This window comes from Pontibacter roseus DSM 17521 (genome assembly GCF_000373265.1).
GTDB classification, from domain to species: domain Bacteria; phylum Bacteroidota; class Bacteroidia; order Cytophagales; family Hymenobacteraceae; genus Pontibacter; species Pontibacter roseus.
Window position 1 is genome coordinate 437,576 of the sequence record NZ_KB890765.1, and the last position, 14,354, is coordinate 451,929.

Here is a 14,354-nt window from a genome sequence, read left to right on the forward strand (position 1 = left end):
TATATTATAACGAAGCTATACCTGAGCGTTTTATGAACCTGATGCCCCATCGGCAGCTTGTGTTATAGTGGAAGTGTTAACTTTGCACCCCGGGAGACGTTTATCTCTCCTGCTTGTCACCAAACCTTATATAAAAACAACATGCCCCATACCTATACCGGCAAAGTAATGTGGTCGCACCTGGATGCGAACATGCACATGCGCCACTCTGCCTACGCCGACTTCGCGGCACAGGCCCGCATCGAGGCCCTGGAACAACTGGGCCTCGACCTGAAGACCTTCCAGCGGCTGCACATCGGGCCTATCCTGTTCCGGGAAGAGACGACCTACCTGCGCGAGGTGGGTATCAACGAAGAGCTGAACGTGACCACAGAATTGATTAAAGGCCGCAGAGACGGCTCGCGCTGGTCCATCCGGCACGAAATCATCAAAGCCGATGGCGTGAAAGCCGCGGTGATAGTGGTAGAAGGCGCCTGGTTGGATGTGCTGAAAAGGAAACTCGCCGTGCTGCCCGACGAATTGGTGGAGCACTTCCAGCAACTGCCCCGCAGCACCGATTATGTGGAGCTGGAAGGATAGTCGTTAAGCACTGCTATACCTGACACTAACCACAAAGCCGCGGAGCTTATACCCTTCGCGGCTTTGTGGTTTAACCCATCCAGGTGGTAGGTTGTCCCTATACCTGCTATACCTGAACGGTTAGGTATAGCAGGTATAGCTCAGGCTTTTTTCCTGACCGCGTATATCAGTTCATCTTCATAAGCGCCGTTCTTGTAGAAGGTCTTTTCCAGCCGCGCCTCCAGCGTAAAGCCTGCCTTTTCCAGCGCTTTCTGGGAGCCAATGTTCCTGCCGAAAGGTCTGGCGAAAATGCGGCTGATGTCCCAGTGCTCAAACCCATAGGCCACCATCTGCACAATGGCTTTGGTGATGATGCCCTTGCCCCAGTACGGCTCCGCCAGCCAATAGCCCATCTCGGCGTTCTTGCGGTAAATATCCCCCTGCGGGTGCAAGCCTATTCCGCCAGCCGCCTCGCCATCCACCTCAATGCACAATATGTTTGGGGGCGTAGCGCTGCTGGCCATCTGGATGAAAGCCATACCTTTCTCCTGGGTATAGGGGTGCGGGAACACATCGGCCATGTTCTGGGCGATGTTCGGGTTGTTGCCATATTTCACCAGACTGTCTAGGTCGGCGGGTGTCCAGGGTCTGAGCTTGAAGTCCATTTCTCGGCTTTATGTTCCTATAGAAAACGTAATTATAGATTATGAGACTGGCTCTTGGCAGCCCTGATTTTATAAATCACAAAGTATACCAACAGAATCAGAAGACAGACGAAGTACACGGATGTGGCAGTACTCTTGATGACGGAAAAGATGCTGGTGGCTGCTGTGGCCGCCGTGTCTATATTCGGGTAGGACTTTATCAGATAGATAATGCCCACATTCTCCAGGTAGTCGAAAATCCCAGCCACAATCGGGAGGAAGGAAATATAGAAAAAGGGTGTAGCGGCTTTACCCATCCTCTTGAGAAGGTAAGCAAACAGGAGGCTATACGTGGTAGCAAACAATGCCGGGTACAGGAAATCGACAGGCAACTGAACCGTCAGATAATAGTGCCGGCCATCATTCCCCAATGCGTTCATCAGCCGTTGTACATACGCATGGCTATACCCAGTAGGCAGCATGTCCAGCGGCTGTAGTCCATTGGAGAACCTGATTAAATTCGGCAGCGTGACCGTCAGCATGAACGCATATACCGCCGTCGTAATTAGGAAGAACAACAGGACAATCCTTCCGCGGGAATATCTCAGGAGAAGCTCTTTCATCATGGGGAGGTGAGATTGGAGAATCTAACGTGCTGGTATAGCAGATTGCAAGGCGACAGCCGGAGCATAACTGCTATACTTTGTTGTAGGGTGGCTTTTTTTTCTCTTTTGAAAAGCTTAAATGTTGATTAATTTCTAAGTAAACAAAACTTCTACAGCTTCAAATTTTACCTGAACTTATACACTCTCCGAGTTCACCAGTCTCCGGGTCAAGTATTCTTTCTTCAAACCAATCTCGGTTATAAATAAATCTTACAGTTGTAGCTATTTCACCTTCCCTATTTTGCCTCCACCTAACTTGATCAAAGAAAACGCTGTCAGGTGTAAAAGATTCAGTAGGGATTTCTTTTAGATTTGATACAAGATGCCTTGATGCAAATTCTGGAGGGCTTAGAACTTTGTGCAGCATTCCATTTGCAGTATAGACAACAGCATTATTAGGCGACGGAAACTCTGAATCTTCAATAGAATAAATGGCTATTATGTAGTTGAGGTCTACAGAAGGATAGCCAAAGAAACACCTACTTTTAATTACTTCCTGATTACCTGACAACCACTTTATGCCTGAAGTCTTACCCTCTAAGTAATTTCTAATAATTACCCCGTCTTTCCTTATCTCCTTTATTGGAAAGATATCAGTATTATAACCTATTCCTATTAAAAGATCATTTCCTAGATCGTCAAAAAACTTTAATTGTGATATCATTAGGTTGTTTTCAATGTCTTCGAAGTGAACTTTGCTGTTGGCATTGAACAGTAGCTACATTTTTAAACTTTTTGCATGATAAGAAGTGCCCTACAACTACCGGCTAAACGGGAACATACGCTTATCTGCACTATATGTAGTATTGTTTCCGCTCACTACCACCTTTCCCTCCTCATCATTCACAAGTATAAGGTTAAAGCTATATTTACAGAAAAGCAACAGCCTGTCCCTGTATCTTTCAATCTGCAGCTATACTTAGGACTTCATAAATCTTCATCAGGTATAAGAACCGATTAAGCCCCAAACCGCAGCACAAAAGCCGTACCCTCGCCTTCCGCCGACTGTACCTGTATGGTGCCGCGGTGGAGCAGCACAATCTGCTTGCACAGGCTCAGACCGATGCCGCTGCCTTGCTTGCGGGTGCTGAAAAAAGGGATGAAGATTTTCTCCTGCACCTCCTTAGACATGCCTATGCCATTGTCGGCAATCCGGATGACTGTTTTGTTGTCGGTGGAGGTATAGGCGGAGAGGGTGATGCGGGACTCGGGCTGTTCTTTCACTGCTTCCATGGCATTGACCAGCAGGTTTATCAGCACTTGGTCCAGCAGGGTAGGGTCCACCCGTAGCGACAGTTCCTGCTCCGGTAGGCTGATGTCCAGCGCAATGCCTTTCTGGGCCAGAGTAGGCTGCATGAGCCGGTGCAGGTTCGTGAACAGCTCTTTCACGTATACCGTGTCCAGGTTCAGCTTCGTTATTTTGCTGAGGTTGCGGTAAGTCTCGGCAAAGCGTAGCAGGCCTTCGCTCCGGCGTTTGATGGTGCTCACGCCTACCTCCAGGTCCTCGATGTCGTCTGCCGTTACGCCGGTCACGGCCGTCTCATGCAGGCGGGTCTTCAGCGTATCGGCCAGCGAGGAGATGGGCGCCACGGAGTTCATGATTTCGTGCGTCATCACGTTCAGCAGCTTCTGCCAGGCTTTTGATTCCGTCTCGTCCAGGGCCTCGTTCACGTTTTGGAAAGATACCAGCTTATACCGGTTCCCCTCACTCTGAAAGGCCGTAGCCGACAGCAATACCTTGATGGCACTCTTCTCAAAGTGCGCCGTTTGGGCCGTCGCTATTTTGGTATGGCCTGGCTCCAGCGCCAGCACCTCCTCGTACAACTCCTGGTCGCGCTTGGCCAGGTAGTGCACTGTCTTCATGAAAGGCACGTGCAGCAGGTGCTTCAGCGATTCGTTCATCATCACCACTTCTCCGGTCGCCATGTCGTACGACAGAATCCCGGTGTCCACCAACTCCATCACCTTTTGCAGGTTGTGGTACTGGGTTTCCTTTTCCTTCGTGATAGTCTTGAAAGTGGAGTTGATTTCGTTGAAGCCTTTGCGCAGCGATTTCAGCTGGGTATAGGCATGCTGCTCGTTGAAATGCCGGGAGAAGTCGCGGTAATGGACCGACTCGATGAACTGGTTGAGTTCGTCCTGCGCCTGCCGCACGAATCGGATAAAATCCAGGACCTGAAAGATGACCAGCGGCAGCCAGAACACCAGCGCCTCGGCCCAGCCGTTCACAATCACAACGGCCGGTATACTCAAGCTTACAAGCAGGAGCACCACCCGCGCCACCAGCCGCCACTCAAAGTCCTTAGAGCCCATACTTGTTCATGCGTCGGTACAAAGCGGTGCGTGTAATTCCCAGCTCGCGGGCTGCCTTGGTCAGGTTGCCGCTGTGCAGCTGGAGCACCCGGTTGATGGTCACTTTCTCCAATTCCTCCAGGTTGCTTTCCTGCGCAGCATCCACCTCGACGGGCGCCGACTCAATAGGGGAAAAAAGCATATCCGCCGCTTCCAGCACCTCTCCATCCGCCATAATCACGGCGCGCTCGATGGCGTACTGCAACTCGCGCACGTTACCCGGGAAGTGGTAGTGCAGGAGTTTTTCCTTGGCCGATTTGCTCAGCCCCGGAACCGGCTTCATGTACTTGTGGGCGTATACCTGCATGAAATGGTCTGCCAGCAGAATCACGTCGTGGCCGCGTTTGCGGAGCGGTGGTATGGTGATTTCAACTGTGTTGATGCGGTAAATCAAGTCCTTGCGGAAACGGCTCTCGTTGGCGAGCTCCTGCAGCGGCACATTGGTAGCGCAGAGCAGGCGCACGTCTATGTCCACCGGCTCGTTGGCCCCCACGCGAATCACCTGCCGGTTCTGCAGCACGCTGAGCAGCTTGGACTGCTGCTGCAGCGAGATGTTACCTATCTCATCCAGGAAAATGGTACCGCCGTTAGCTGCTTCAAAGCGCCCGGCCCGGTCTTCACGGGCATCGGTGAAGGCGCCTTTCTTGTGCCCGAACAGCTCACTCTCGAACAGCGACTCGGTGAGGGCGCCTACGTCTACTTTGATGAAAGGCTTGCCTGCCCGCAGCGACTGCTCGTGTATGGCCTTCGCCACGAGCTCCTTGCCTGTGCCGTTTTCTCCCAATATCAGGATGTTGGCATCGGTGGGGGCAATCTTCTTTATTTTGAGCAGGATGTCCTGCATGGCCGGAGAGTCACCAATGAGCTCGGTGCCTGCTACAGGCGCCTTGGCACCCACCGAGGCCGCTTTGTGGCCATTGTCTTTCTTGCTGATGGCGTCGGTGATGGTGGTCAGCAGCTTTTCGTTGTGCCAGGGCTTCACCACAAAATCAAAGGCACCTTCCTTAAGCGAGCGGATGGCCAAATCAATGGCGCCATAGGCCGTTATCATAATGACCGCCGCGTCCGACTTGAGCTCTTTTATCTTCTGGAGCCAGTACAGCCCTTCGTTGCCGGTGTTGAGGGCACTCTTGAAGTTCATGTCCAGCAGGATGACATCGAAGGCCTGCTGGCGGAGCAGTACCGGGATGTTTTCGGGGTTCTTCTCCGTCACGATTTCCTTCACCTGTGTGCGCAACAGCAGGCGCACCGCCGTCAGCACATCTGTGTCATCGTCCACTACCAGTATAGAGGCTTTCTTGAGCTGCATGAATCTATGTATATAATACCGAAAGAAACTACAATTATGCCATTAATACAACAGGCTGAATGCGAGCTAGAAAGGCATAAAGCAGCAGCACGGAGCGTGCGAATTCGCACACCTCCTGCGCGATAATGCACATCGCTGTTCTGGTTTTTTGTGATAAGTTGTTTATTTTCAATAACATACATTTCTGGCACTTGCTCTGTACAGTTCTGTGCAGCGGCGGGGCCTTTGTTTGTTTTATTATGTACAGACGCTATACGCCCTGCAGGTATACAGAATCAGCGCGTAATCCTTAAATTCAGTCATATGTTCAGAAACTACTTCAAAACCGCTTACCGGAACCTGTTCAGGCACAAGGGATTCACCTTCATCAACATCGCGGGGCTGGCGCTGGGGCTGACGGCTTGTCTCCTCATCGGGCTGTTTGTGGTTGATGAGCTGAAGTACGACAAGTTTCTGCCGGAAGGGGAGCAGGTATACCGCGTCTACAACGACATGACAGCCTCCGAGGCAGCTGGAATCATACTTCCTGTGCCGCCCATGTATGCCACTACGCTGGAGCAGAACTTTCCGGAAGTGGAGTCAGTTGCCCGCATTTTGATGCTCCAGTTCGATGCCAACAACCTGGTGGAGGCAGGGGAGAAGCGGATTTATGAAAAGGGACGCTTCTTCGTGGACCCGACCTTCTTTGACGTCTTTCCGCTGCCATTTAAGTATGGTTCCCCTGAGAAGGCCCTGGCCGACCCCTCGTCCATCGTGGTGTCAGACGAGTTTGCAGCGCGTGTGTTCGGTGACAAGGACCCGGTGGGCCAGAAGGTGGCCGTAAACAAAGAGCCTTTCATCGTCAGGGGCGTTTTCAGCACCGAAGAGAAATTCCACATGCCCGTAAACTTCATTCTGCCCATGGAGGCCGCCCAATTGCCTCCCGAACGTATGAAGAAGTGGGGTTGGCAGCAGTTTTATACTTATGTTAAATTGAGAGAAAGCGCCAATCCTGATTTCGTGCAGTCCAAGTTTAGCGGCATCGTCCGAAAGCAGATTGACCCGGACAACAACAAACCTCTGGAGTATGTGCCGGTCTTTCAGCCGCTGGAGGAGGTATACCTGCATTCGGCTAGCTTCAAGTACAACCTGTTCCATGCGGGAAACATCACCTATGTGCGGGCACTCAGCATCATCGCAGTATTCATCCTGCTCATCGCCTGCTTTAACTTCGTGAACCTGGCCACGGCCAAGTCCATGCAGCGTGGCAAAGAGGTGGGCGTGCGCAAGGCGATAGGGGCCAGCCGAAGCCAGTTGGTGCTGCAGTTCATTGGCGAGACCATGCTGCTGACCCTCATCAGCGTCATCTTCGCGGCCGCCCTCACCTCCCTCATTTTACCGTCATTGAACGCCTTCACAGGCAAGGAAATGACCTTCCAGGTCTTCACCGAACCCTCCCTGTTGCTGCTGCTGTTGCTACTCACGCTGGTGGTAGGTATACTGGCGGGTTTCTATCCGGCCCTGGTGCTGTCTGGTTTCCAGCCGGTGAAAGTGCTCAAGAGCGCGGTGGTGGTTGACAGCAAAGTGGGCCGCATCCAATGGCTGCGTCACGGACTGATTGTGGTGCAGTTTTCCCTCTCCATTTTCCTGATAATATGTGCCTTCGTGGTGTACAAACAGGTGTCTTACCTGCATAACAAAGACCTGGGCTTTGATCGGGAGCAAATCATGTTTTTCCAGATGCGGGGCGATAACATGTTTGAGAACCACGAGACGTTCAAGAATGAATTGCGCAAAGCACCCGGCGTTAAGAACGTGTCCATCGGGTATGGCTTTCCGGGCGACGCCACGGCGGGTGACGGCATCAAGACCATCCAGAACGGGGAGCAGGTGGACCATTCGGTCACGCAGCTGATGGTGGACTTTGACTACATCCAAACATTGGATGTGAAGGTGCTGGCGGGTAGGGGCTTTTCGAGGAAGTATAGCACGGATGCCGACCATGCCTTCATGATAAACGAGACGGCCGTGCGAGAACTAGGCTTCGGCACGCCCGAGAAGGCGCTTGGGCAGACCCTGCGCTGGAATGTATGGAGCGACACCAATCCGGATTCTCTGAAAGAAGGAAAGATAATCGGCGTGGTGAAGGATTTTCACGTCAACAGCCTCTATGACAAAGTCAACCCGACGGTGCTCCAGATATTCCCGGATGCTAGCGTCAAAGTGGCGGTGAAGCTGGACGGGCAAGACATCCAGGGCACGATACAACATGTAAAAGAGGTATGGGACAAGTTCGCACCGGACTACCCGATTGAGTACATTTTCATGGATGATAATTTTGCCAAGATGTACAAGGCCGAGGACAAACTCAAAACACTGCTTTGGATATTCACAGGTATAGCCATCTTCGTAGCTTGTCTTGGTCTTTTTGGTCTGGCAGCCTATGCTGCGGAGCGCCGGAAAAAGGAGATAGGTATACGCAAGGTGCTGGGTGCTGAGAATGCCTCTATCGTGGCGCTGCTCTCCAAGGAATTCCTGGTGCTGGTGGTGGTGGCAGCGCTCATCGCCTTCCCACTGGCCTGGTACGCCATGCACCAGTGGCTGCAGGACTTTGCCTACCGCATTGAGGTGCCATTGTGGGTGTTTCTGATGGCAGGTATAGTCGCGGCGGCCGTGGCCTTTATCACCATCAGCTACCAAGCCATCAAAGCAGCATCGGCCAATCCTATTTCCAATCTCAGGTTCGACTAGCAGACCATGGTTGACCTTGAAAGAATACATGGGTTTGGGAAGGGCAGCGGAAAAATTTCCCTCCGGGTTTTCTGTAACCTTTCCCAAATCCGAAGTTTACCTCTTTGCGTGCGGGAGCAGCTCCTGCCAGTCGCAACTAATCCAAGTGGGCGGGTCTTTTTCAAACAAGTGTGGGCCTCGCAGCAAAATATTATTCTGGGTGGAGATGCAACCTTGCGTTTGTAGGTGTGTCTTTAGGCTATAGCAGAAACAGTCAAGCCAATCATTTATACTTTATAAGTCCTCCACTATGAAAAAAAGACTACCTTTTTTGCTGGGACAACTATGCCTTTTTCTCAGCCTTTCGCTTAGCGTTTGGGCGCAGGAGGCACCAAAAGGGAGCGGCACCATTCAGGGTGTGCTGGCCGACTCTGTCACCGGTAAACCAATCGAATACGCGACAGTCGCATTACTGCAAAAAGGCACCGCGCAGGCCGTGGGCGGTACCCTGACCGATAAGGCCGGCCGGTTCAGCTTCCAAGGTATAGCACAAGGGGAGTACGAGCTGGCTATCAGTTTCCTGGGCTACACCCGGAAAACGGTGCGCCAAGTAGCCATCACGGATGCCCAACCGGAGGCGAAAGTCGGAACGGTACGACTGAGCCCCGCCACTACCCAATTGAAAGAGGTGAAAGTGGAGGCGCTGCGGCCCACCATCACACAGGAGGCCGACCGCATGGTGGTGAGCATTGAGGGCACGGCGCTTGCCGCTGGCCGGACAGCCTACGATGTGCTGGCCACTGCCCCAGGTGTATTCATTGACCAGGAAGGCAACATCCAACTCAACGGCAGGCAGGGAGTGACCATCATGCTGGATGGCCGGCTCACCTACCTCTCGGCCCGCGACCTCCGCACCATGCTGGAGGGCATGTCCGCAGAGAACATCCGCAACATCGAAATCATTACCAACCCCTCCGCCAAGTACGATGCCGAAGGCTCCTCCGGTATCCTAAACATCAACCTGAAGAAAAACGAGATGGGCGGCATGAGCGGCAGCGTGTACGCTGGCTCTAACTATAACGGCAAGCAGTTCGGTTTCAGCACAGGCGGCACCATAAATTATAAGAAAGGCCCCTGGAATTCTTTCCTGACCCTGGACCTGGCACGCCGTGCGGGAGGCCGTGATGCGACCTTTTACCGGGTGTTCCAGGGCGAGCAGCGCAGTACGTATTTCGACCAGGTAGCCGATGGTAATTATGAAGTGCAGGGACCGCCGGCCGTTCGCCTGGGCACCGACTACAGCCTGAACGACAAGCACAGCATCGGCTTCATGGGCTACTACGCCACCAACGACCTGAAAGCGGACTTCCTGACGGAAACCTACATCGGCAATTCGCCTGGCCAGCCCAGCTTGTTTGTGGATGCGGACAACTTCAACACCAACACTTTCACCAACAGAACCGCTAACCTGCACTACCTGGGCAAGTTCGATACCTTAGGCACCCAGCTGACGGCCGATGTGGACTACGTTCGGATTACGAACGAAGGGGAGGCCAATTTCTATAATTACTACGATTCGCTGCAGGTGGACGGGCCTGTTATCCGGGATTTCCTCTACACCAGCACCCCGAACGAATTCGATATTTACGCTGCTAAGATAGACTTCACCAAGATGTTCTCCGGAGGCCGCAAGTTTGAACTAGGAGCCAAAGCCAGTCGGGTGCAATCAGACAACGACTCCCGTTTCTTCTTCAACAACAGCGAGGTGCCGGTGCTGGATCTGAGCCGCACCAACCACTTTGTGTATGACGAGAACATCTACGCCGCCTATGCCAACTGGAGCAGCAAACTCAGCGAGCGATTCAGCGTGCAGGCCGGCCTACGCGCGGAGCAGACGCAGTCACGGGGGGAGTCGCTGACGACAGGTCAGGTGACCAAACGCGACTACCTCGACCTCTTCCCGAGCCTTTTCCTGAAGCAGACGGTGAGCAAAGACTACGAGATAAACTACAGCTACAGCCGCCGGTTGCAGCGCCCCAACTACGGTATGCTGAACCCCTTTTTCGCTTACCGCGACCCCTATACCTATTGGCAGGGCAACCCCTACCTGCGGCCGCAGTACACGCATGCCATCGGCGTCACCCAGACTTTCAAGAAACACTACAGCCTGGCGCTCAACTACCAGCTGAACCAGGACGTGATTGCCGAACTGCCGGCCGTCATACCTGAGACGGCCACGACCATCTACTACATCGGCAACGTGGACAAATCCCAGAACCTGAGTGCGACGGCTATTGTGCCGGTGCGGTTCATGAAGAACTGGGACTCCAACAACACGTTGTTGGTTTCCTATACCGAGTACAACGTGGTGGTCAACTCGCAGTCAGTGATGAATGACCAGGTGTCGTACATGCTTCAAACTAATCACAACATCCTGCTGCCGCTCAAACTGAAGCTGGAAGTGAACGGCACCTACCAGGGGCCGGCGGCCTACGGACTCTACAACGTGGACCCACGCTGGTGGGTGAATCTGGGCTTGAAGAAAAGCTTCCTGGATGATAAGCTGGATTTGACGGTGAACGCCAATGACATTTTCCATACGCAGCACCTCATCATCTCCGCCAACGTGGGCGAGGGCAACGTCAGCGATTGGGACCAGTACTTCCGGCAGCAGAACATCGGGTTTACGCTGCGCTACAAGTTCAGCCGAGGCGAGAAACTGGAAGAGCGCAAGCGCAACAACCTGGAGGAGCTCAACCGCACGGGTAATTGATAAAGATTTAGAATGTTTGTTTAAGGTGAGTAGGATGGGGCTTTTTGAGCCCCATTTACTTTTTAGGGCGGCACCGATTCTGACCCCAATCTGAAAAAATAAGTGACGAAAAGCTGTAACTTTTACTGAAAGTGGAGTTTCCCTTTTTGAAGACCTCAAACATTCTGACCATTTGGAACTACTGACCGACAATGCTTTGATGCTCCAGGTAAAGTCTAGCGAACTGGACAGGCTGGGCCTGCTCTTCAAGCGGTATGGCAGAAGTCTGTATGGTTTCTACTTCCGCATCACGCGGGACGAGGCGCTGAGCGAGGACCTGGTGCAGGATGTGTTTGAGCGCGTGCTGAAGTACCGCCATACCTACCGGGGCGATGGCAAGTTTATCACCTGGCTGTTCCACCTGGCCCGCAATGTGCTGGCTGACCACCTGAAAAAGACGAAGAAGGCGGGCATCAGCACCGACATCGACAAAAAGCAGGACGTGCTGCCCGACCTGTCGGTGCCGGAGGAGGCGAGGCAGAAAGAGGAGCAGCTGCAACTGATGGAAAAGGCGCTGGACCACCTCCCGCTTGACAAGAAGGAGCTCCTGCTGCTCAGCAAGCTTCAGGGGGTGAAGTACAAAGACATCGCCGAGCTGCACCACTGCACCGAAGCCAACGTGAAAGTTCGGGTGTTCCGGGCGGTACAGGACCTGAAAGAAGTATTCATGAAGTTACAGGCGAAAAGCATCAACATATGAACGACGAGAGACACCAGGAAATGCTGCTGGACTACCTGCAGGGAAACCTGGACGAGGCGCAGCTACAGGAGTTCCAGACGCTGGTGGAGAGCGGCCAGATACGGGAAGAGGAGCTGCAGACACTGCAAGCGACTTATGCCGCCTTTGACCAGCTACCGGCGCCTGAGCCGGGGCCAGGTATGGAAGCGAAGTTCAGGCACATGCTGGCGGCGGCCCATAAAGAGCAGGCCGGTCTGGACAAGCCGCAGTATACCTGGGGAGGACTGTGGGAACATCTGCAGGCGCTGCTCAGCCCTCTCAAGGTCGCCTATACCTTGATAGTGTTTGGGCTGGGCTTTCTGGTGGCGTGGCTGGCATTTGTACCCGGTCAGCAGCAGTATGACACTGACGTGCAGGTGTTGGCGGCCGAGTTGGGCCAGGTGAAGCAGATGCTTTTCACCACACTGATAGAGCAACCCGCTGCGGTGGACCGGCTGAAGGCGGTGAACATCTCGCGGGAACTGCCCGAGGCCGACGAGAAGGTGATTGACGCGCTCTTCCACTCCCTCAACCAGGACCCGAACGTGAACGTGCGGCTGGCGGCCATCGAGGCGCTGAAGAAGCACACCGCTAAACCCGAGGTGCGCGAGCAGCTCATTCTCTCCATTAACGGGCAGGAGTCGCCGATGGTGCAGCTGGCGCTGGCGGACTTAATGCAGACGCTACAGGAAAAGAACGCGGTGCCGCAACTTAGGCAGCTGCTGCAGGACAAGAACACCAACGAAATGGTGAGAGACAGAATACAGGAAAGCATTAACATCTTAATCTGAAAACTATGGGAATCCTCAAATCACTCGTGCTGCTCCTATTTCTCCTGACCTGTTCAGGAGCGATTGCCCAGCAGCATACCCAGAAAATTGTGCGGGAGCTGAGCTTCAGTCGCAAGTCGCCGGCCAACGTGCTAATGGTGGAGAACATCGATGGCTTCGTGCATGTGGAGTCCTACAACGGGGACAAGGTGCTGATTGAAGTGGAGCGCATCATCCGGCCGAAAGCTGCGAACGGGCTGGAGAAAGCCAAGGAGCTGAGCCTGGAGTTTGAGGTGAGCGGCGACAGCATCATCAGCTACCTGAAAGCGCCCTACATCCAATCGCACAGAACCAACGCCAAGGGCAACCGCGGCGTCAACATTGACCGGGAACTGGAGTATGGCTTCACGCATAACTTTACCATCAAGGTGCCGCAGCATACCAACCTGTCTATGGTCACCATCAACAACGGCGACCTCCAGGTGCGGAACGTGACGGCAGATTACATCGAGGCCTCTAACATCAACGGTCCCATCCTGCTGGAGAACATCGCCGCCGAAGTGGATGCCAAGACCATCAATGGCAATGTGGTAGCTACATACCGCGAAAACCCAAAAAAGCAGGCGAGGCTGGAGACGCTGAATGGTAATGTGGAACTCCTCTACCAGAAGGCGCTTTCAGCCACCATCCACTTCAGCGCCTTCAACGGCGACTTCTATACCGACCTAGAAGACTTGCAGCAACTGTCACCTAAGGTGGAGAAAGTCAGCTCCTCCGACGGAACCACCACCTACAAGCTTGGCAAAGCCTCCACTTTCAAGACCGGGACGGGCGCCGCTACCCTCGATTTGAAGACCTTCAACGGGAAGGTGATAGTCAAGGCGAAAAGCTAATCCGGCGCAACCAGAAAAGGTTACTTCAAGGTGAGCCGCTATACCTATTTTAACGATACACAATCCATGAAACACAGCATCTTTATTCTGACACTACTGGTCCTGAACCTGCAAGCTTTTGCACAGGAAAACACGACCCAGGAAATACGGGTACCCCTCAGCAAGCCCAACGAAACCGGCATTCTGGAAGCAAGCCTCATCTCGGGAAGCATCACAGTAATAGGTTCCAATACCAAAGAAATCGTCATCAAGGCCAGCCTGGGCAAAAGCGATACAAAGCCAAGAGGCAAAGAGGAGGCAGGCGGCTTGAAATGGATTGCGAACAACAGCCTGGGCATCACTGTGGAGGAGCAGAACAACATGGTGGAGGTTTCTTCCGAGGCCATGAACCGGATTGTGAACCTGGAAATTCAGGTGCCCCAGAACTTCAGCCTCAAGCTGGGCACCGTCAACCACGGCAACCTGGTGGTGCGCAACGTGAACGGCAACTTCGAGCTGGACAATGTGAACGGCAGCATCACGCTGGAGAATGTGTCGGGCAACGCCGTCGCCAACACGACCAACGGTCCTGTGAAGGCTAACTTCCTGCGTTGGGACAACAAATCGCCCATGGCGTTCTCGACACTGAACGGTGATGTGGACATCACGTTGCCGGCCAATTCCAAGTTCAGCGCGAAACTCAACTCAGACATGGGAGAGATATACACTGATTTCGAGTTGGCGCAGGACACCCGGAAGGCACAGGCAAAGGCAGAAGGCCGCTCCGATGGCGGGGTATACCGGGTGAGTACCGCCGATTTCATCACCGGCAAAGTGAACGGAGGAGGCGCTGAAATCATGGTGAAGAACATGCATGGCAACATCTACCTCCGCAAGGCTAAGAAATAGACTGGTAGAAGGGAGGAGCCGCGAATTTCCGATATC

The 14,354-nt window shown here is 53.3% G+C and carries 12 protein-coding genes; 7 read left to right on the plus strand and 5 right to left on the minus strand.

Features of this window, described 5'->3' with window-relative positions; genetic code table 11:
- Positions 1-141: 141 nt before the first annotated feature.
- Positions 142-579, plus strand: coding sequence for an acyl-CoA thioesterase (locus tag B051_RS0113395; RefSeq protein ID WP_033316873.1), 438 nt, complete (start codon positions 142-144; stop codon positions 577-579).
- A gap of 140 nt (positions 580-719) precedes the next feature.
- Here the strand turns inward: B051_RS0113395 and B051_RS0113400 are convergent, their stop codons facing one another.
- The 5 genes from B051_RS0113400 to B051_RS0113420 form a co-directional block, all read right to left on the minus strand.
- Positions 720-1,223 carry a GNAT family N-acetyltransferase gene (locus tag B051_RS0113400; protein WP_018478720.1) on the minus strand — a complete coding sequence of 168 codons (504 nt, stop codon included), beginning with the start codon at positions 1,221-1,223 and terminating at the stop codon, positions 720-722.
- 32 nt (positions 1,224-1,255) lie between these two features.
- Positions 1,256-1,828, minus strand: coding sequence for a hypothetical protein (locus B051_RS0113405; protein ID WP_018478721.1), 573 nt, complete (start codon positions 1,826-1,828; stop codon positions 1,256-1,258).
- Between the two features lie 157 nt (positions 1,829-1,985).
- A complete protein-coding gene (locus tag B051_RS0113410) occupies positions 1,986-2,531 on the minus strand; it encodes a hypothetical protein (protein WP_018478722.1) in 546 nt (181 codons plus the stop codon).
- Between the two features lie 293 nt (positions 2,532-2,824).
- Positions 2,825-4,180, minus strand: a complete 1,356-nt coding sequence (locus B051_RS0113415) for a sensor histidine kinase (protein WP_018478723.1) — start codon at positions 4,178-4,180, stop codon at positions 2,825-2,827.
- Complete coding sequence (locus B051_RS0113420; protein ID WP_018478724.1) at positions 4,170-5,528, minus strand: sigma-54-dependent transcriptional regulator; 1,359 nt, start codon at positions 5,526-5,528, stop codon at positions 4,170-4,172. The genes B051_RS0113415 and B051_RS0113420 overlap by 11 nt, the downstream gene beginning before the upstream one ends.
- A 303-nt stretch (positions 5,529-5,831) precedes the next feature.
- Between B051_RS0113420 and B051_RS0113425 the strand changes: the two genes are divergently transcribed.
- The 6 genes from B051_RS0113425 to B051_RS0113450 all read left to right on the plus strand — a co-directional run bounded on the left by B051_RS0113425 (position 5,832) and on the right by B051_RS0113450 (position 14,318).
- The gene (locus B051_RS0113425; protein ID WP_018478725.1) at positions 5,832-8,258 is read left to right on the plus strand and encodes an ABC transporter permease; all 2,427 of its coding nucleotides are present in this window, start codon (positions 5,832-5,834) and stop codon (positions 8,256-8,258) included.
- Between the two features lie 289 nt (positions 8,259-8,547).
- Entirely contained in the window at positions 8,548-11,010 is a 2,463-nt protein-coding gene (locus B051_RS0113430; RefSeq protein WP_018478726.1) for an outer membrane beta-barrel family protein, read from the plus strand.
- 172 nt (positions 11,011-11,182) lie between these two features.
- Complete coding sequence (locus tag B051_RS0113435) at positions 11,183-11,749, plus strand: RNA polymerase sigma factor (protein ID WP_018478727.1); 567 nt, start codon at positions 11,183-11,185, stop codon at positions 11,747-11,749.
- Positions 11,746-12,558, plus strand: a complete 813-nt coding sequence (locus tag B051_RS22010; protein WP_018478728.1) for a HEAT repeat domain-containing protein — start codon at positions 11,746-11,748, stop codon at positions 12,556-12,558. The genes B051_RS0113435 and B051_RS22010 overlap by 4 nt, the downstream gene beginning before the upstream one ends.
- Before the next feature lie 5 nt (positions 12,559-12,563).
- On the plus strand, positions 12,564-13,430 hold the full coding sequence (locus B051_RS0113445) for a DUF4097 family beta strand repeat-containing protein (protein WP_018478729.1): 867 nt from the start codon (positions 12,564-12,566) through the stop codon (positions 13,428-13,430).
- A gap of 66 nt (positions 13,431-13,496) precedes the next feature.
- Positions 13,497-14,318, plus strand: a complete 822-nt coding sequence (locus tag B051_RS0113450) for a DUF4097 family beta strand repeat-containing protein (RefSeq protein ID WP_018478730.1) — start codon at positions 13,497-13,499, stop codon at positions 14,316-14,318.
- Positions 14,319-14,354 lie beyond the last annotated feature (36 nt).

Bases quoted from the DNA above. Each gene is read 5' to 3' on its own strand.
- B051_RS0113420 (WP_018478724.1), bottom strand. From the start codon at position 5,528: ATGCAGCTCAAGAAAGCCTCTATACTGGTAGTGGACGATGACACAGAT.
- B051_RS0113415 (WP_018478723.1), bottom strand. From the start codon at position 4,180: ATGGGCTCTAAGGACTTTGAGTGGCGGCTGGTGGCGCGGGTGGTGCTC.
- B051_RS22010 (WP_018478728.1), top strand. From the start codon at position 11,746: ATGAACGACGAGAGACACCAGGAAATGCTGCTGGACTACCTGCAGGGA.
- B051_RS0113400 (WP_018478720.1), bottom strand. From the start codon at position 1,223: ATGGACTTCAAGCTCAGACCCTGGACACCCGCCGACCTAGACAGTCTG.
- B051_RS0113430 (WP_018478726.1), top strand. From the start codon at position 8,548: ATGAAAAAAAGACTACCTTTTTTGCTGGGACAACTATGCCTTTTTCTC.
- B051_RS0113425 (WP_018478725.1), top strand. From the start codon at position 5,832: ATGTTCAGAAACTACTTCAAAACCGCTTACCGGAACCTGTTCAGGCAC.
- B051_RS0113410 (WP_018478722.1), bottom strand. From the start codon at position 2,531: ATGATATCACAATTAAAGTTTTTTGACGATCTAGGAAATGATCTTTTA.
- B051_RS0113395 (WP_033316873.1), top strand. From the start codon at position 142: ATGCCCCATACCTATACCGGCAAAGTAATGTGGTCGCACCTGGATGCG.
- B051_RS0113450 (WP_018478730.1), top strand. From the start codon at position 13,497: ATGAAACACAGCATCTTTATTCTGACACTACTGGTCCTGAACCTGCAA.
- B051_RS0113405 (WP_018478721.1), bottom strand. From the start codon at position 1,828: ATGATGAAAGAGCTTCTCCTGAGATATTCCCGCGGAAGGATTGTCCTG.
- B051_RS0113445 (WP_018478729.1), top strand. From the start codon at position 12,564: ATGGGAATCCTCAAATCACTCGTGCTGCTCCTATTTCTCCTGACCTGT.